Consider the following 17,409-nt stretch of genomic DNA (forward strand, 5'->3'; position numbering starts at 1 on the left):
CCGGAGTATCTGCCACTAATCCATTATCAATGTCAATCAGTTCGACATGGCGGGTTGTGTGCTTCCCCCTTCCTAAATGAGAGGAAATCATAGCTGTTTTCAGATCCAGTTCGGGGTTGATTACGTTCAATAAACTTGATTTGCCCACTCCGGACTGACCGGCAAATACGGAGGTTTTCGCTTTCATGAAAGGGAATAATTCCTCAATTCCCTGCTCTGTCTTGGATGATGTCGCGACGACTTCATAGCCAAATGACCTGTAGTGTCCCACATATGCTTCAATCTCAGCTACTTCATGGGTTTGAAGCAAATCCATTTTTGTAATGCAGATGAGCGGTTCGATTCGCTTACTTTCCACCAATACGAGAAAACGGTCTAATAACGCGGTGCTGAAATCAGGTTCACGCGCGGAAAAAACTAAAATAGCCTGATCAACATTCGCGATTGGCGGGCGCACCAGTTCATTTTTTCGTTCAAATACTTTAAGGATATAGCCATCTGTTTCGTTTTCTGCCTGGAATTCCACGTAATCGCCAACAAGGGGATTCACTTTATTCTTTCTGAACACCCCTCTGCCTCGGCATTGAGTGACCTTCCCATCAGATAGAACATAATAAAATCCACTTAATGCTTTGATAATTTTCCCTTCTGCCATTCGGGACCTCCTATTCGATCAATAAACATTCTTATATGTATTCATTCAATTATATAGCATATTTTTATTATAAAGGAAAATAAGAGGACTGTCCCCCCAGGATATCAGAAGCCTGAGGTACAGTCCCTTCCATTCTTTATTCTTCGTCTTTAGGATACTCTGCAGTACCGGATTTATACTCTTTTCCATCGACCACTATCTTGTATTTACCTTGCTGCCCCTGTTCCAGAAGGAAATTCAAGGTGAATTTCGTATCTTCAGTAATGCCAGTCTTCTCTTCACTATCTTCAAACGTACTATCTTTATCTTCGAGGAAAATTTCTACTATTTGAGGAGTCGTACCATCCCCTTCATATGGGACAGTGATTTCTAAATGAACTTCCTTTTCTTTTACAGGCTCCGGTCCCTTTGACATTACGACATAGACAGTGTCTCCTTCGTATGTCGGGGTGCCTGGTTTTGTCCCTTGAGAGATAACATGTCCTTCAGATACCTCTTCCGAATACTGTTCTTCCGAGGTAACGATGGAAATACCGCGAGAATTTGCATAATCATCGAGTACCTTTTGACTCATGTCTCTAAGGTCAAGCAATTCAAAAGAGGATGGTCCGGTACTTACGGTAAGTGTAATGGTCGTTTCACTGGCAATAACTTCATCACCGGGTGAAGGGTCCTGCTCGATGACTGTTCCCTCTTCTTCTTCGGTTGATGGTTCCTCTTCTTTCTTGACTGTAAAGCCCTGTTCTTCGAGACTGGAAGCAACCTCTTCATAGTCTTTTCCTTTGAAATCCTCCACTTCTACCTTTTCCCTGCCCGTACTGACGTAAAGATCAATTGACGACCCTTCATTCGCCATGCGCCCTGCCTTAGGATTTGTTTTGATTACTTCTCCCTCGGGTACGGTATCGCTGGTCTGCTCTTTTGTTTCACCTACTGCAAACCCTTCCGACACAATGATGGAAACTGCCTCGGTCGGTTCCTTCCCTGCTACATCCGGTACTTTTATCTCCTTTGGTCCCAGTAATTCAGGAAGGACCGTTATAGCTGCAACTCCCAATATAATAATTAGAAAGAACAGGCTGATAATCAGGACAGGCCATTTTCTCTTTTTGTTTTTCTTCTTGGATTTGTCCTTCTTTCCTTTTGCAGGTTTGGTTTTCTTGGCAGCTTTGACCGGTTCCGCATGCTTCGTATCCGGACTTGATTGGGTATGGATGATGGTATCGTCCAGATTTGAAGAACCTTTATCATCCGTTATGACGGGGATTGCCTTTGTGGCTTCATCATCCATCGGAACGGAAAACTTCGGTTCATCCAACCGTTCGGGATCGAGTGCTGTTGTTAAGTCATCGTCCATTTCTTCCAGGTTTTCATACCTCCTGAAAGGATCTTTGGCAGTGGCTTTCAGGACAATATTCTCTACACTTTGTGGAATGTCGGGGTTCCACCTTCTCAAAGATGGGGTTTCTGACTGCAAGTGCTTCAAAGCGATTGAAACAGCAGATTCCCCTGAAAATGGCAGGCGCCCTGTCAATAATTCAAACATCACGATGCCTAGAGAATAAATATCTGACTTTTTCGTTGCCATTCCGCCCCTTGCCTGCTCTGGTGAAAGATAATGCACAGAGCCCAGTACAGAATTTGTCTGGGTGATTGAGGTAGCGCTAAGTGCCATGGCAATTCCGAAATCGGTAATTTTCACATTGCCTTCATCATCAACCAGGATATTATGAGGCTTGATATCACGGTGCACGATGTGGTTTTGGTGAGCATGTGAGATTGCCAAGGTCAATTGTTTCATAATATCCAGCGCTTTGTCGACACCGACTGGCGAGTGCTGCTGTATGTATTGTTTCAAGGTCATGCCCTGCACATATTCCATTACGATGTAATAGAGATCGTCCTCTTCCCCTACATCATAGATGCTGACGATATTTGGGTGAACCAGGCTGGTAGCAGATTGCGCTTCCCGTTGAAATCGTTTTATAAATTCTTCTTCATTTGCAAAATCCATCCGGAGCATTTTAATGGCCACTTCACGGTCAAGAATCATGTCGTGTGCTAAATAAACATTGGCCATGCCTCCGCCGCCGATCAGTTTAATGATTCTATATCGGCCACTGATGCGCTTTCCATTCATCATGTACTATCACCCGCTTTCCGTTTCAGCGGCATACTCGACTATAAGGACGGTAATATTATCTTCCCCGCCGTAATCGTTAGCCAAATGAACGAGCTTCTCGGCTTTATTCCCGAGAGAGTCATCATTTGATAAGACCTCTTTCATTTCTTGTTCTGAAACTTTATTCGATAATCCATCAGAGCATAGAAGCAGCACATCATCATCTTCGAACATAATCGTCTTGATGTCCATCGAAATCGTCGTTTCTGTTCCGATCGCCCTCAAAATCACATTCTTCCTTGGATGGTGTTCTGCATCTTCTTTAGAGATTTCGCCGCTTCTTACAAGTTCGTTCACTAAAGTATGGTCCTCTGTAAGCTGGTGAAACCCGTTTTCATTTAATATATAGCCCCTGCTGTCCCCTATGTTTACGATTGTGGCAAACAGCGATGTACAGATTGCTCCAACCAGCGTAGTGCCCATTCCTTCACATTCTGTATGGGATTGAGAATAACTATAAACTTCTTGGTTCACTTCGTTAATAGTCGTTTTTAACCAATTTTCAGCCTGGTCCGCAGTCTGGAATTGGTCCGTTTTTTCCCACTTATCCTTCAAAATGGAAATCGCCAATGTACTTGCAACATCCCCTGCACGATGTCCACCCATCCCATCAGCTACAACTGCAAGATAGTCTTCATGAGAATTCTTGAATACACCGACACTATCTTCGTTGAGTTGACGCACTTTCCCTTTATCCGTATAATACACAGTTTTCACTTAGGTCACCTCTTCTCTTCATTCGCTCCCCTATGTTGAGCTCCATCATGCCTTATGCCATCCATTTACTCTTCCTTGGTTCAAAAGCATCAACGTAATCATAATGGCAAAGGGGTGTGGAACAAAAATACATTCTTCCTATTACAAAGATAACGTGCTTCTAGTACATGTACGACTTAAATCGAGCATTTTCCTGCTTGCAAAATACAAAATCATTCATTTTACGCTATTTTCCATGGGAAGGGGGGACATTAGCTCTTCTTAATGAAACAGGAAATATAAAATCCGTCTCCGCCGAAATCCTGTGGAAACACTTGCAGTTCATTTCCTTCAATAAAAGGCTGTACTGTTTCAGGTAGCTTCTTTAAATGATATGGTTCAAAGTCAGGGTGGTCACTTAAGAAAGAACGCACTGTACCTTCATTTTCATTCTTATCAACTGTACAGGTACTGTATACTAAAATTCCACCTTTTTGCAGCAGCGGTGCAACTGCCGATAAGATGTCGAGCTGTATTTTTTGAAGAGAGTGCAGATCCTTTTCTTTTTTAGCGTATTTAATATCTGGTTTTCTTCTTAGAACACCAAATCCGGAGCAGGGGGCATCGACAAGAATGCGATCGAAGCTTTCCCTCTCGAATTTATCACCGGCTTTTCTGCTGTCCAGAGGGGAAGTAAAGATATTCGAAAGACCTAAACGGGAGGCGTTTTCTTCAATCAACTTGACTTTATGCTTATGCAAATCCAATGCATGGACCTCGCCAGTTCCTCCAAGCAGTTCAGCAATATGGGTTGATTTGCCTCCAGGGGCAGCGCATGCATCCAATATCTTCATATTCTTTTTCAATTCGAGAGCATGTGCAACCAGCATGGAGCTTTCATCCTGAATGGTTAATTCGCCATTGCGATAGGCATCCGTCTTCACCAGATTCCCTCTCAATGTATGAACCGCCTCTTCCGTAACAGGACTAGCTTTCACTTCTACTCCTATGTCGCTTAATTTATGTATAAGTTCCTCTCTCGTCAACTTAGTTGTATTCACGCGTGCTGTTTGTTTCGGAGCGACCAGGTTCATCTCGCACATCTCGCGTGTTTTCTCTAATCCGAACTGCTCTTCCCAGCGTTTCACCAGCCAGAAGGGATGACTTGTTTCTAGTGAAACTCTTTCAATCGGATCTTCTATCTCTTCCAATGAAGGGAGGCCTTTTCTCTGGATTGAGCGAAGCACGCCATTTACCAGTCCCGAAATCCCTTTATGTCCTCTTTTTTTGGCTATTTCCACCGCTTCATGTAATACCGCTCTATCAGGAATCCGGTCCAGGTAGACGAGCTGATAAAGAGACAATCTTAATAAGTGGCGCACCCAGTCATCCAGCTTTCCCTTTAAGAAGGGAGCAAGAAAATAGTCCAATGTCAGTTTTCTCTGTATGGTTCCATAGGTAAGTTCGGTCAAGAGACCTATGTCTTTTGAGGGAAGCTCATTCTTTTCAATGACGGAATTCAACAGAAGATTGCTATACGATTGATTCTTCTCGACTGCTTCAATGACATCCAGTGCTGCTTCCCTCACGCTTTTCTTTTTTTTACTCATCTTATTCTCCTAACTTCATTCCTTCTTCTATATGCGCACCTGCTCCGCGAAGGTAGTCCACAGCGCTCATTCTTTTCTTTCCCGAAGGCTGTAAGTCTGTTATTTTTATTGCTACTTCATTGCCGGTTGACACGACGAAACCATCCTTTTGCACTTCAATAATCTCACCGGGAACCAGAGATTTACTGCTGGTTGTTTTCTCTCCCCACCATACCTTCATAACCGCACCGGCCAATGTGGTATAGGCTACCGGCCAAGGGTGCATTCCCCTGATATGATTATAGATTTCTTCGCCGTTTTTCGTCCAGTCGATCTTTTCTTGTTCTCTTTTGATATTCCTAGCGAAAGTCGCTTTAGAGTCATCTTGCTTTAATGGATCCAGTTTACCTTTCAACAAGTCGGGTAATGTGTCAATCAACAGTTTTGAGCCTGCTGCACTCAGTTTGTCGTGAAGTGTTCCAACGTGGTCTGTTTCTTCGATCCCCACCTCAACCTGGCTGATCATATCACCTGCATCAAGCCGTTCTACCATATACATGATGGTTACCCCTGTTTTTTTCTTTCCTTGAATAATAGAGTAGTGAATCGGTGCTCCGCCTCTTAATTCCGGGAGTAATGATGCGTGAACGTTTATACACCCATAAGCAGGTGCATCCAGTAATTCTTTCGGAAGGATCTGCCCGAACGCTGCCGTGACGATAAGGTCCGGGTTCAGGGCCAATATTTCATTCAGGTCCTCTTCATTCCTGATTTTCTCAGGCTGATAAACAGGGATACCATGCTTCATCGCCTCTGCTTTGACAGGGGGCGGTGTCAGTACTCGTTTCCTCCCCACTGGCCGGTCAGGCTGGGTCACAACCGCAATCACATCATATTCAGCGTGCAGGAGTGATTGTAACACAGGCACTGAAAAATCAGGTGTTCCCATAAAAACGATCTTTGTCATTAAACTTCATACCCTTCTAAATCTTCTTCGGTTATCAATTTTTCTATTTTCGATGTAAACAGGATTCCATGTAAATGATCTATTTCATGCTGGATGGCACGTGCCATAAAACCTTTGGCCTGAAACTCCACCAACTTTCCTTTTCTGTTATAAGTCCGGACTTTTATAGAAGATGATCTTGTAACCTCCCCGTACAATCCCGGAAAGCTCAGGCAGCCTTCGAGATCCGAATCGGTTCCGTTTTCTTCGATAATTTCTGGATTGATCAGTTCGATTGTGCCGGTTTCATCACCGATATCAACGATGGCTACCTGAAGGTCCACTCCTATTTGCGGTGCAGCCAAACCTACACCATCCGCTTCAATCATCGTGTCATACATATTGTTAAGCAATTTTTTTAGTTTTTTATCAAATTCAGTCACTTTTTCGCATTCTTTTTCCAGGATCGGATCAGGATGCTTTACAATTGGTAGAATAGACATTTATACCCTCATCTTTCTATATAACTTTACATCATCATATAAGGATTCACATCAATCGAGATAGATAATCCCCCAGATGCATATTGTTGTTGAAATTGATCTAACACAGTTTTCAGTGTGCCTGTAAGATTCGGTTCCCGCTTGTATTTTATCAAACATTGGTAACGATATCTATTTTTTATCCGGGGAATCGGAGAAGCAGCCGGTCCGAGAATAATGGTGGATTCCGACAGTCGTGAACGTATAAAGCCAGATAATTTCTCAGCGATATCCACGACCTTCATCAAATCTTCATGGCTAAGCGTGATCAAGGTGATGAAATAAAATGGCGGATAAGCCCCCATTTTTCTCATCATCATTTCCTGCAAATAAAATCGATCATAATCATGTTCGGATGCCAATCCGATTGAATAATGCTCCGGTGTATACGTTTGAATGACCACTTCACCGGGAAGTGAGTGCCTTCCCGCCCTGCCGCTTACCTGGGTCAAGAGCTGAAAGGTTTTTTCAGCTGCCCGGAAGTCTGGTAAATGAAGCATGGTATCAGCACTTAATACACCCACCAGTGTAATATTGGGGAAATCCAGCCCTTTTGCAATCATTTGAGTACCGAGCAGGATGTCCGCTTTTCCTTCACCGAATGCGGTCAATAATTTTTCATGCGATCCCTTCCGGCTGGTTGTATCCACATCCATTCGGATGATCCTTGCACCCGGCAAGAGCTTATTCAATTCCTCTTCCACCTTCTGTGTGCCGGTTCCAAAATACCGGATATGTTCACTCGTGCATTCCGGGCATGCAGTTGGTACACTTTCTTCATAACCGCAGTAATGACATTTCATGCCATTCGAAAAGCGATGATACGTAAGAGAAATATCACAATGCGGGCATTGCAGGACGAATCCGCAATCCCTGCACATAATAAAAGAGGAATGCCCCCTCCTGTTTAAGAATAAAACCGTCTGTTCCCCTTTCTCCAATCTGTCTTGAAGATTGTCAAAAAGTTCTTGGGAGAACATCGAACGATTTCCATTTCTTAATTCTTCTCTCATATCAACGATGGATACTTTCGGAAGCTCGCCATCATTCATCCTTTTACTTAAAGTCAGCAGCTCATAGACACCTTTTGAAGCACGTGCAAATGATTCCAAAGAGGGGGTGGCGCTTCCAAGGATAACGGGGCATTTATGATCCTCTGCCCTGTGAACTGCTACATCCCTTGCATGATAGCGCGGATTTTCTTCTTGTTTATAACTCGTTTCGTGTTCTTCATCGATGATAATGATCCCGATATTTTCAAATGGTGCGAAAATAGCAGACCTCGCCCCGACAACCACCTTTACTTCTTTCCGTTGGATTTTTCTCCATTCATCATATTTTTCCCCGACCGATAATCCGCTGTGCAGCACAGCGACGTCATCACCAAAGCGCCCTTTGAAGCGATGGACCATTTGCGGGGTAAGGGAGATCTCAGGGACTAGGACGATCGCTTCCTTCCCTTCCTCCAATACTCGCTGGATGGATTGGAGATAAATTTCTGTTTTCCCGCTTCCTGTTACGCCATAAAGAAGAAACGTCTGATGAAGTGAACGGGCTATTTTATCAAGTATGGGCTTGATGGCTTCAGCCTGCTGATATGTCAAATGCAATGGCGAAGTCTTTTCAAACACTCTGTTCTCATAAGGATCACGGTATACTTCTACATACTTTTCGAGCAGCAGACCTTTATTTACCAGTGATTTAATCGTGGAAGCAGTGGTTCCGGCTCCTTCAATGATGTCATTGAGAAGAAATCCGCTTTCTGCCTTTCCATTCCGTGAAATATATTTAATGACCTCTTTTTGTTTGATTGCCTGGGGAGGAAGCCCCTCCAGGACATGTTCAAGCTGATTTTCGAGGAAATTAGGATGTATTTTTTTTAATTTCTTCTTATTCCCCTTTGCTTTTACTTTATAAATGACATCAACGTTCCCATTTTTCACTTGCTTCTGAATGAGCGGAAGGAATCCGGCTTCCTCAACCGCCTTCCAGGAAACTTCGCTCCGTTTTTGGAAAAAGGGTTTTAATCGGATTGGTAATTTTTCCAATTCTGCACATTCTTCCAAACGAAAAATTTTTTCATACTTTGCTTTCATAGCTGCCGGCAGCATGGCTTGAAATGCCGATATTTTAAAGCATAAGGTTTTATCCGTCAGCCATGCTCCCAATGAGAGTAGTTCTTCATTCAGTACCGGGACAAGATCCATAGGTTCAGAGATCTCTTTCAGCTTTGAAACTTCCCCTTTTTCTTTTAGTTCGATCACGAATCCCTGTATTTTTCTTGGTCCAAAAGGAACTGCCACCCTCATCCCTGGAAAGATGCTGCCAATCCATTTATCGGGTACAAGATAATCATATGTGCGATCAGTCTGCATTGCGGGGACATCAACGATGACACTAGCTATGTTTTTCATGTTTATTCCTCATTTGTTTCATTGCATCTTTGAAAATCTCCTTCGCTGCTTCATGTTTGGAAAGAAGCGGCAGATGCCGTACTTCACTCTCCGTAATGATTGAAACTTTATTAGTATCAGTCCCAAACCCCGAACCTGTTTCGCTAACATTATTGGCCACGATCATATCAGCATTTTTTTTATGCAGCTTGGCTTTGGCATACTCCTCTACATTCGTCGTTTCTGCTGCAAATCCAATTAAAAATTGCTGGTCTTTCTTTTCCCCGAGGCTCTTCAGGATATCCTTTGTACGTTCGAATTCCAGTACCAGATTCCCGTCTTTCTTCTTTAATTTATGCTCCATCACTTCTTTAGGGCGATAATCTGCGACCGCAGCACTTTTCACTACAATATCAGCTTGATTGAACACCGAATGAACCGCCTCATACATCTCTTCTGCAGAATTCACCTCTACATAGTGAGCACCTGCAGGCGGTTTAATTGCTGCCGGGCCGGAGATTAAAGTCACATTGGCTCCCAGCTGGATGGCGGCTTCCGCTAGTGCGTACCCCATCTTACCTGTGGAACGGTTGGAAAAGAAGCGGACCGGATCGACCATTTCCCTCGTTGGCCCTGCAGTTATAACCACCCGCTTACCATTAAGCAGAGATCTTTCATTATTGGATTCAGCAAAGTGATCTTGTATGATTTGCACGATTCTTTCCGGTTCTTCAAGCCTTCCTTTTCCAACATATCCACAAGCTAAGTATCCTTCACCCGGTTCGATAAATCGACAGCCATCTTCGAAGAGAGTCATTATGTTTCTTTGGACAGCAGGATGGTCATACATATGTACATTCATTGCAGGGGCGACCCAAACAGGTGCCTTGGTTGCGAGCAGGGTGGTCGATATCATATCATCCGCAATACCATTCGCAAGTTTTCCGATTATATTTGCAGTGGCGGGCGCAACCAGGATAAGGTCTGCCCAATCAGCCAAGTCGATATGAGCTATTTTAGAAGATTCCTTTTCGTCAAACGTATCCCAATATACATCCTGTCTCGAAAGGGCTTGAAACGTAAGCGGCGCTACAAATTCCTGCGCGGATTCTGACATGATGACTTTTACTTCCGCCCCGTTTTGCACAAGCTTACTAGTGAGAGCAGCAGCTTTATATACGGCGATACCGCCTGTAACACATAATAGAATTTTTTTCCCCAGTCTCATCGGACTTTCCCCCAGTACCTTTATACTTCCTTTTATTATGAAGGATTTTCAGCTAAAAAGAAAATAGGGCTGTCTCACGAAGATTAATAAATCTTCCGAGTCAACCCTCTGATCGTATCATTAAGCTAAGAAACGCCGATATTACTCATCGGAATATACAGCTTTTTCATCTCTTTCCTTCATGGATAATTGACCTGAGTGAATTTCTTCGAGCGCTTTACCGACAAACTTTTGTGAAGCATATTTGTTCAAGCGGAAATCACCGGTATCCTGAAGATTTCTTGCACGCTTAGCAGCGATACTTACTAAAGAATATTTAGAATCTATTTTTTTCATTAATGAGTCAATGGATGGGTATAACATCTATTCAACCTCCAGCATTTTAATATATCGTTGTTGAACTTTTACTCTTTTACAATGTTCAGCCTGCACAATCGAATTGATTTTTTCTACCGCATTTTCAATTTTGTCATTTTCCACGATATAGTCATAAAGATTCATCATTTCAATTTCTTTTCTTGCAGTGTTCAATCTACCCTGGATGACCTCATCGGTTTCCGTTCCCCTGGTTACCAGGCGGTTCTGCAGTTCAGACAGGCTGGGAGGTGCGAGGAAGATGAATAATCCTTCCGGGAACTTATCACGTACCTGCTGAGCACCCTGCACTTCAATTTCCAGAAAGACATCTTTACCTTTGTTGATGGTTTCACGGACATAGTCAACAGGAGTACCGTAATAGTTCCCTACAAATTCCGCATATTCAAGCAGTTTCCCCTGCCCGATGAGTTCTTCAAATTCTTCTCGTGATTTAAAGAAATAATCGACTCCGTCCACTTCACCATCCCGAGGCTTGCGGGTGGTCATCGAAATGGAATACTCAAATTTCGTATCTTCTTGGGAAAAAATCGCTTTACGCACTGTACCTTTCCCTACACCAGAAGGACCGGAAAGTACGATGAGCAACCCTTTTTCATTCATTTATTTACCCTGCCCTTCTTCTTGCAAATCCTCTTTATCCGTTAACCGATGAGCAACGGTCTCTGGTTGAACAGCTGACAAAATTACGTGATCACTATCTGTAATGATGACTGCGCGTGTTCTTCTTCCGTATGTAGCATCCACTAAAGTCCCCCGATCCCTTGCATCTTGAATCAAACGTTTGATGGGTGCCGATTCGGGACTTACAATAGAGATGATGCGGTTCGCTGATACAATATTCCCAAAACCAATATTGATGAGCTTAATAGACATGACGCTCCTCCTAATCAATAGCTTAGTTTCTCCGTATTTAGAGTAAACTAAACTTCTTATTCGACATTTTGTACTTGTTCCCTGAGCTTTTCAAGCGTGGACTTTAACTCTACAACCAGAGTAGTGATGCTTGAATCATTCGCTTTCGAGCCAATGGTGTTTACTTCCCTATTCATTTCCTGAAGCATAAAATCAAGCTTTCGTCCAACAGGTTCATTCCTGTTCAACGTAGAGTGAAAGTAAAGGATGTGGCTGTTCAGACGGGTTAATTCTTCCGTAATATCTGATTTATCAGCCATGATGGCGACTTCATTCAACAAACGGTTATCATCAATTGCCCCTTCACTGTACTCCATCATCTTCTTCCTTAGTCTTTCTCTGTATTGAGTGACCACGTTCGGCGCAAAGCTGCTTAACTCAGAAACTTTTTGTTCGAAATGATTCAAGTGGGTCAGGAAATCCTCCTTCAAGGAATTTCCTTCCTTCATCCTCATTTCCTTTAATTCACAGGAAGCCTGCATGACAGCCTGTAAGACCAATTGGTCGAGACCTTCGTTTTCTTCTTCCATTTCATCAATCATGATGAACTCTTCCCTGGATAGTAATTGATTTAACTCCACTTCACCCTTCAAGGAAAAACGATCTTTAATTTCATGTACTAACTGATAATAATCTCGAATGAGCTTCCAGTCAATATGCAGGTTACGATGAACCAGACCGTCTCCGGTAATCGTGATGAAAATATCCACTTTCCCTCGTTTGATAAATTCAGAAACCTGCTTCTTAATTTTATCTTCAAGCTTCATCAGCTGTCTGGGCAGCCTGATCGTACATTCATGGAATCTATGATTCACCGATTTCATTTCGACTGTTATGGTATGTAGTCCTGAATCCATCTTGCTTCTTCCAAATCCTGTCATACTGACAACCATTACGATCACTTCCAATCCGTATGTATATTAGTGTATGTAATGTTGTTCGGTTATGTATAGAGACTCCCCGCGATTAAGGATGAATGGTCTGAATATATGAAAAAGGTAATAGAGAACAAAACTCTATTACCTTTTGGATTATACCACATTTAACTATTTTTTTCTTGCAAAAAATGAACCTGCAAGTAAAAAGGTTGGAACAGAGCTCAGACCGATGATCAGCATCCAGTCCTTCAGCTCGATCGGCACCGTATGGAAGATCGGCTGCAGGGCAGGAATGTAAATGACCAAGAGCATGAGAACCAGTGATGAAATGACTGACCAGACGAGATACATATTCCCAAACGGATTTCTCGAAAATACGGATACTTCACTCCTGCAGTCAAACACATGTATCAATTGAGCCATTACAAGAGTTGCAAAGGCAACTGTCTGTGCGTAAGCAAGATGATCAGGGTGTGCTTTATATGCAAGGATGAAAGCGAGCAAGGTGACGATTCCAATCAAGAATCCCCTGGAAACGACTTTCCAGCCCAACCCCCTTGCAAAAACTCCCTCATTCATATTCCTGGGTTTTCTCTTCATCACATCATCTTCAGGTTTATCAAGTCCCAACGCCATTGCGGGAAGACCATCTGTGACGAGGTTGACCCAAAGGATCTGGATCGGGACGAGGGGAAGCGGCAATGCAAGCAGCATGGCAAATAACATGACCAGGATTTCCCCGACATTGGATGCAAGCAGGTATCGGATGAACTTCCGGATATTTTCATAGATGTTGCGCCCTTCCTGAATGGCAGATTTAATGGTTGCAAAGTTATCATCCAGCAGGACCAGGGAAGATGATTCCTTGGCGACATCTGTGCCGGTTATCCCCATCGCCACTCCGATATCAGCCGTCTTGATGGCTGGGGCATCGTTCACTCCATCACCCGTCATCGCTACGACATGGCCCCTGTTCTGCAATGCTTTCACGATTTTCAATTTATGCTCAGGGGACACTCGTGCAAAGACAGTGACATCTTCTACCATGTCCTCGAGTTCCTTGACTTCCATTTCATTTAACGCTTTTCCATCTAACACTTTGTCATTCCTTTTCAAAATACCTAATTGTTGAGCGATGGCTTTCGCGGTCAGGATATGATCGCCCGTTATCATGACTGTTTTGATACCCGCAGCCTTACACTCCCTTACAGCTTGTTTGACTTCCGGCCTTGGCGGATCGATCATTCCCTGAAGCCCTATGAAGGTGATTCCTTCCTCCACATCTTTTTCACTCAATGATTCAACATTTGCGCCTTGAAGAGGTTTGAATGCAATCGCAATATTTCTGAGGGCATTCGATGCCATTTCACTGATCGCACCCTCCACCCTTTGTGATATTTCCCTCGTTTTCATCTGCAGCTTATCTTCCCACAGAATGGATTCACTATTGGCAGCCAATACATCGGGAGCACCTTTCGTCACTGAAAATTGCTTACCGTGTTGATCAACGACGACGACGCTCATCATTTTCCTTGTGGAGTCGAAAGGAAATTCTTTAACGATCTGAAATTTTTGCAATAAAGCATCTCTATGCAAACCTGCTTTTATACCCGCTACCAGGAGAGCTCCTTCAGTAGGATCCCCGTCCACTGTGAAGCTGTTCCCCCGGGTGACAAGTTCAGCATTATTACACAGCATGCCGAAGGTGAGTAATTGATTGAGTGCTTTTTGACTGTGTGGAGAAACCCTTTCTTCACCGCTGTAAAATTGTCCATCCGGCTCATATCCGGTTCCAGACACGGACCAGGTTCTTCCTCCGCTCCATAAATGAGTGACGGTCATCTTATTCTGTGTCAGTGTCCCTGTTTTATCAGAGCATATGACCGATGCACATCCAAGTGTCTCCACAGCCGGCAGTTTCCTGACAATTGCCTTCTTTTTGATCATTCGCTGTACGCCAAGTGAAAGGGCAACCGTCACGATGGCAGGAAGACCTTCAGGAATAGCAGCAACAGCAAGTGACACCCCAGCTAAGAACATAGTGTAGATGTCATGACCCTGAATCACACCTACCCCCACCACAAGTGCTGTTAGGATCAAAGCTACTGTTATGAGGATTTTCCCCAACTCTTCAAGCCTTCTTTGAAGGGGGGTGGTCATCGTTTCTGCTTTTTGGAGCATATCCGCAATTTGTCCCATCGCAGTCTTCATTCCGATGGCCGTCACGACGCCGACCCCATTCCCCCTCGTTATCAGTGTTCCCATGAAAGCCATATTTTCCAAATCTCCGAGACTGTTATGTTCTCCAATGACAGGAGCAGTGGATTTCGTGACCGGTACAGATTCACCAGTCAGTGCAGACTCTTCAATTTCTAAGTTATTGCATTCGATCAGCCGGAGATCCGCTCCGATTCGATCACCGCTCCCAAACCGGACGATATCCCCAACAATTACTTCTCTGGACGGAATCTTCACCCAGCTTCCATCTCTCAGAACCGAGACTTGTGGGGCAGACAATTCCTTGAGGGCATGTAGTGACTTCTCGGCTTTCCTTTCCTGGAAGAAACCAAGAAATCCGTTAATGAGGACGATGGCAATAATCGCAACCGCATCGATATACTCTCCCAATAACCCGGAAATGAGTGTAGCAGCGAGCAAAACAAGCACCATGAAATCTTTAAATTGGCTGAAGAATAGTAGCAGAGCTGATTGTTTTTCTGCTTCCTCCAGCTGGTTATATCCAAATTGTTTTCTTCTTTCGGATACATCTTTTGCTGTCAGTCCATTGTGATAATCGGTATTTAATGACTTTTCTATATCTTCCTGTCTCATCTCATGAAATTTCATGGAACCATTTCACTCTCCTCCTACAATAACGAAAAGTTGATCTTCTCTTAGCATTCTTATTCAGACTCGTCCCAAAAAATGATATGATTTAAATATGTTTTGGGTAATTAATCTTTGCCGAAGTCTCAATCAATGCTCCTATTTTAAACACCGCTGTTGGTTGAGACGTTCAGAAATCAAGATTAAGCTATAATAAAGCGCAAAAATTTAAGTGGATAGGAAAGTTAAACGAAATAGAAGTAAAATAATATCTTAATAGGGGTTGTCACTTTATTCTTATTGTAAAATACAGAGTGAATTGAAGCGGAAGGGAATTGTCTCCGGTTTGACTTCCCCCGCGAAATGCAAGTGCCTGCAGCGGCAAGAAACGACAACGATAATTTTTCATTTCTATATTAAAAAAAGCTATTTTCAAGAGAATATATAAAATACGTATTGAAGAGGATGTTAGTTATGTCATTTGATGGAATGTTTACTAGAGCTATGACTTTAGAATTAAAAGAAAAAATAATGAACGGCAGAATCAATAAGATTCATCAGCCTTATAAAAATGAAATTATGTTAATCATCCGTGCGAATGGAAAGAACCATAAACTGCTCTTATCCGCACATCCCAGTTATTCCAGAGTGCAGTTAACGAATGAGGATTACGAGAATCCTTCAGTCCCTCCGATGTTCTGCATGCTCCTTCGCAAACACCTGGAAGGATATATTATTGAAGATATCAGACAATCGGATCTCGACCGGATGATTATTTTCGAAGTAAAGGGCAGGAATGAAATAGGTGATGTTTCCTATAAACAGCTGATCATCGAAGTGATGGGCAGACACAGCAATATTATTTTAGTCGATAAAGAAAGAAATATGATTCTGGACAGCATCAAACATATTTCCCCGAGTATGAATACCCATCGTACCGTATTGCCGGGACATGAGTATGTTTTTCCTCCACAGCAAGATAAGCGGAATCCATTTGAAGCATCGGTGGAAGATGTCCTTAGAGCACTGGACTTCAATTCAGGAAAAATGGACAAACAGATTGTACAGTCATTCTCCGGCATCTCTCCCTTATTTGCTAAAGAAGTCCTTCATCGTGCAGGGCTTGGTAAACAAACTGCACTTGCACATTCATTTCTGGAACTGATTTCGCTTGCGAGGGAAAACCGGATATCACCCACTCTTACTATAGGAGAAAAGGAGATTTTCTACTGGTTCGAGCTTGAACATGCTGAGGGAGAAAAACTTTCATTCCCGTCCCTGAGTGAATTACTGGACCGCTTCTTTTACCAGAAAGCTGCAAGAGACAGGGTGAAACAACAAGGCAACGACCTGGAGAGGTTCATCCGGAACGAAAGAGATAAAAATGAAAATAAAATCGAGAAACTAAAACACACACTTGATGATGCCAGGCAGGCTGATCGTTTTCAACTATTGGGGGAACTCCTCACTTCAAATCTATATGCAGTGGAGAGAGGCATGAACGAGGTAAGCGTCATGAATTACTATGATGAGGAGGGAGGAAGCGTAACAATTCCTCTCAACTCCCAGAAATCACCTTCTGAGAATGCACAACATTATTTCTCACGTTACCAGAAAGCAAAAAATGCGATAAAGATCGTAATCGAACAGATTAAAAAGGCAGAAGAAGAAATCATCTACCTGGAGCAATTAATGCAGCAACTTGAATCGGCATCCACAAAAGATGTAGAGGAAATACGTGAAGAATTAGAGGAAGAGGGTTATCTTAAAGTTCGGAAACAGTCAAAAAAGAAAAAAACGAATGTCAAGCCCTCACTTGAAAACTACACTTCGAGCGACGGTACACATATCTTAGTAGGGAAAAACAATAAACAAAATGACTATTTAACAAATAAAGCGGCCTCTAAAGACGATATATGGCTTCACACGAAAGATATACCGGGTTCTCATGTGGTCATCAAAAGCAGCGACCCGTCAGACCAAACCATTAAAGAAGCGGCCAACATCGCGGCCTACTTCAGCAAAGCAAGGGAATCCAGTTCTGTCCCCGTCGATTTCACAGTCGTCAGACAGGTTAAAAAGCCTAAAGGCGCCAAACCTGGATTTGTCATTTACGAAGGGCAGCAGACAGTCTATGTCACACCTGATCTTGATTTAGTGCGATCACTTAAAAATTGAATAAAT

At 43.0% G+C, this 17,409-nt stretch carries 14 protein-coding genes; 1 reads left to right on the forward strand and 13 read right to left on the reverse strand.

What is annotated here, in order from left to right; all coding sequences use genetic code 11:
* The 13 genes from rsgA to HP456_RS02520 form a co-directional block, all read right to left on the reverse strand.
* Positions 1-655, reverse strand: a 655-nt coding sequence (gene rsgA / locus HP456_RS02460; RefSeq protein ID WP_172248436.1) for a ribosome small subunit-dependent GTPase A, incomplete at its 3' end; no start/stop codon positions are given.
* A gap of 136 nt (positions 656-791) precedes the next feature.
* A complete protein-coding gene (pknB, locus tag HP456_RS02465) occupies positions 792-2,798 on the reverse strand; it encodes a Stk1 family PASTA domain-containing Ser/Thr kinase (protein WP_172248437.1) in 2,007 nt (668 codons plus the stop codon).
* Between the two features lie 6 nt (positions 2,799-2,804).
* The gene (locus HP456_RS02470) at positions 2,805-3,554 is read right to left on the reverse strand and encodes a Stp1/IreP family PP2C-type Ser/Thr phosphatase (protein ID WP_172248438.1); all 750 of its coding nucleotides are present in this window, start codon (positions 3,552-3,554) and stop codon (positions 2,805-2,807) included.
* A 251-nt stretch (positions 3,555-3,805) separates the two neighbouring features.
* Positions 3,806-5,143 carry a 16S rRNA (cytosine(967)-C(5))-methyltransferase RsmB gene (gene rsmB, locus HP456_RS02475; protein WP_172248439.1) on the reverse strand — a complete coding sequence of 446 codons (1,338 nt, stop codon included), beginning with the start codon at positions 5,141-5,143 and terminating at the stop codon, positions 3,806-3,808.
* Position 5,144: 1 nt separating this feature from the next.
* Positions 5,145-6,089 carry a methionyl-tRNA formyltransferase gene (gene fmt, locus HP456_RS02480; RefSeq protein WP_172248440.1) on the reverse strand — a complete coding sequence of 315 codons (945 nt, stop codon included), beginning with the start codon at positions 6,087-6,089 and terminating at the stop codon, positions 5,145-5,147.
* The gene (gene def / locus HP456_RS02485; RefSeq protein WP_172248441.1) at positions 6,089-6,571 is read right to left on the reverse strand and encodes a peptide deformylase; all 483 of its coding nucleotides are present in this window, start codon (positions 6,569-6,571) and stop codon (positions 6,089-6,091) included. Before def ends, fmt begins: the two co-directional genes overlap by 1 nt.
* Before the next feature lie 26 nt (positions 6,572-6,597).
* Positions 6,598-9,024, reverse strand: coding sequence for a primosomal protein N' (priA, locus tag HP456_RS02490; protein WP_172248442.1), 2,427 nt, complete (start codon positions 9,022-9,024; stop codon positions 6,598-6,600).
* Entirely contained in the window at positions 9,008-10,231 is a 1,224-nt protein-coding gene (gene coaBC, locus HP456_RS02495; protein WP_172248443.1) for a bifunctional phosphopantothenoylcysteine decarboxylase/phosphopantothenate--cysteine ligase CoaBC, read from the reverse strand. Before coaBC ends, priA begins: the two co-directional genes overlap by 17 nt.
* Positions 10,232-10,372: 141 nt before the next feature.
* Positions 10,373-10,594 carry a DNA-directed RNA polymerase subunit omega gene (gene rpoZ / locus HP456_RS02500; RefSeq protein WP_172248444.1) on the reverse strand — a complete coding sequence of 74 codons (222 nt, stop codon included), beginning with the start codon at positions 10,592-10,594 and terminating at the stop codon, positions 10,373-10,375.
* Positions 10,595-11,209, reverse strand: coding sequence for a guanylate kinase (gene gmk, locus HP456_RS02505; RefSeq protein ID WP_172248445.1), 615 nt, complete (start codon positions 11,207-11,209; stop codon positions 10,595-10,597).
* Positions 11,210-11,482 carry an extracellular matrix/biofilm regulator RemA gene (gene remA, locus HP456_RS02510; RefSeq protein ID WP_172248446.1) on the reverse strand — a complete coding sequence of 91 codons (273 nt, stop codon included), beginning with the start codon at positions 11,480-11,482 and terminating at the stop codon, positions 11,210-11,212.
* A gap of 56 nt (positions 11,483-11,538) precedes the next feature.
* A complete protein-coding gene (locus HP456_RS02515) occupies positions 11,539-12,414 on the reverse strand; it encodes a YicC/YloC family endoribonuclease (protein ID WP_172248447.1) in 876 nt (291 codons plus the stop codon).
* 153 nt (positions 12,415-12,567) lie between these two features.
* On the reverse strand, positions 12,568-15,246 hold the full coding sequence (locus HP456_RS02520) for a cation-translocating P-type ATPase (RefSeq protein WP_172248448.1): 2,679 nt from the start codon (positions 15,244-15,246) through the stop codon (positions 12,568-12,570).
* 453 nt (positions 15,247-15,699) lie between these two features.
* Here HP456_RS02520 and HP456_RS02525 point away from each other — a divergent pair, with 453 nt between their 5' ends.
* Positions 15,700-17,403: an Rqc2 family fibronectin-binding protein gene (locus HP456_RS02525; protein ID WP_172248449.1), complete on the forward strand. Its 1,704-nt coding sequence runs from the start codon at positions 15,700-15,702 to the stop codon at positions 17,401-17,403.
* Positions 17,404-17,409 lie beyond the last annotated feature (6 nt).

Source organism: Bacillus haikouensis, assembly GCF_013179555.1.
Lineage (GTDB): Bacteria > Bacillota > Bacilli > Bacillales > Bacillaceae_B > Rossellomorea > Rossellomorea haikouensis_A.

Bases quoted from the DNA above. Each gene is read 5' to 3' on its own strand.
- pknB (WP_172248437.1), bottom strand. From the start codon at position 2,798: ATGATGAATGGAAAGCGCATCAGTGGCCGATATAGAATCATTAAACTG.
- rsmB (WP_172248439.1), bottom strand. From the start codon at position 5,143: ATGAGTAAAAAAAAGAAAAGCGTGAGGGAAGCAGCACTGGATGTCATT.
- fmt (WP_172248440.1), bottom strand. From the start codon at position 6,089: ATGACAAAGATCGTTTTTATGGGAACACCTGATTTTTCAGTGCCTGTG.
- def (WP_172248441.1), bottom strand. From the start codon at position 6,571: ATGTCTATTCTACCAATTGTAAAGCATCCTGATCCGATCCTGGAAAAA.
- priA (WP_172248442.1), bottom strand. From the start codon at position 9,024: ATGAAAAACATAGCTAGTGTCATCGTTGATGTCCCCGCAATGCAGACT.
- coaBC (WP_172248443.1), bottom strand. From the start codon at position 10,231: ATGAGACTGGGGAAAAAAATTCTATTATGTGTTACAGGCGGTATCGCC.
- rpoZ (WP_172248444.1), bottom strand. From the start codon at position 10,594: ATGTTATACCCATCCATTGACTCATTAATGAAAAAAATAGATTCTAAA.
- gmk (WP_172248445.1), bottom strand. From the start codon at position 11,209: ATGAATGAAAAAGGGTTGCTCATCGTACTTTCCGGTCCTTCTGGTGTA.
- remA (WP_172248446.1), bottom strand. From the start codon at position 11,482: ATGTCTATTAAGCTCATCAATATTGGTTTTGGGAATATTGTATCAGCG.
- HP456_RS02515 (WP_172248447.1), bottom strand. From the start codon at position 12,414: ATGGTTGTCAGTATGACAGGATTTGGAAGAAGCAAGATGGATTCAGGA.
- HP456_RS02520 (WP_172248448.1), bottom strand. From the start codon at position 15,246: ATGAAATTTCATGAGATGAGACAGGAAGATATAGAAAAGTCATTAAAT.
- HP456_RS02525 (WP_172248449.1), top strand. From the start codon at position 15,700: ATGTCATTTGATGGAATGTTTACTAGAGCTATGACTTTAGAATTAAAA.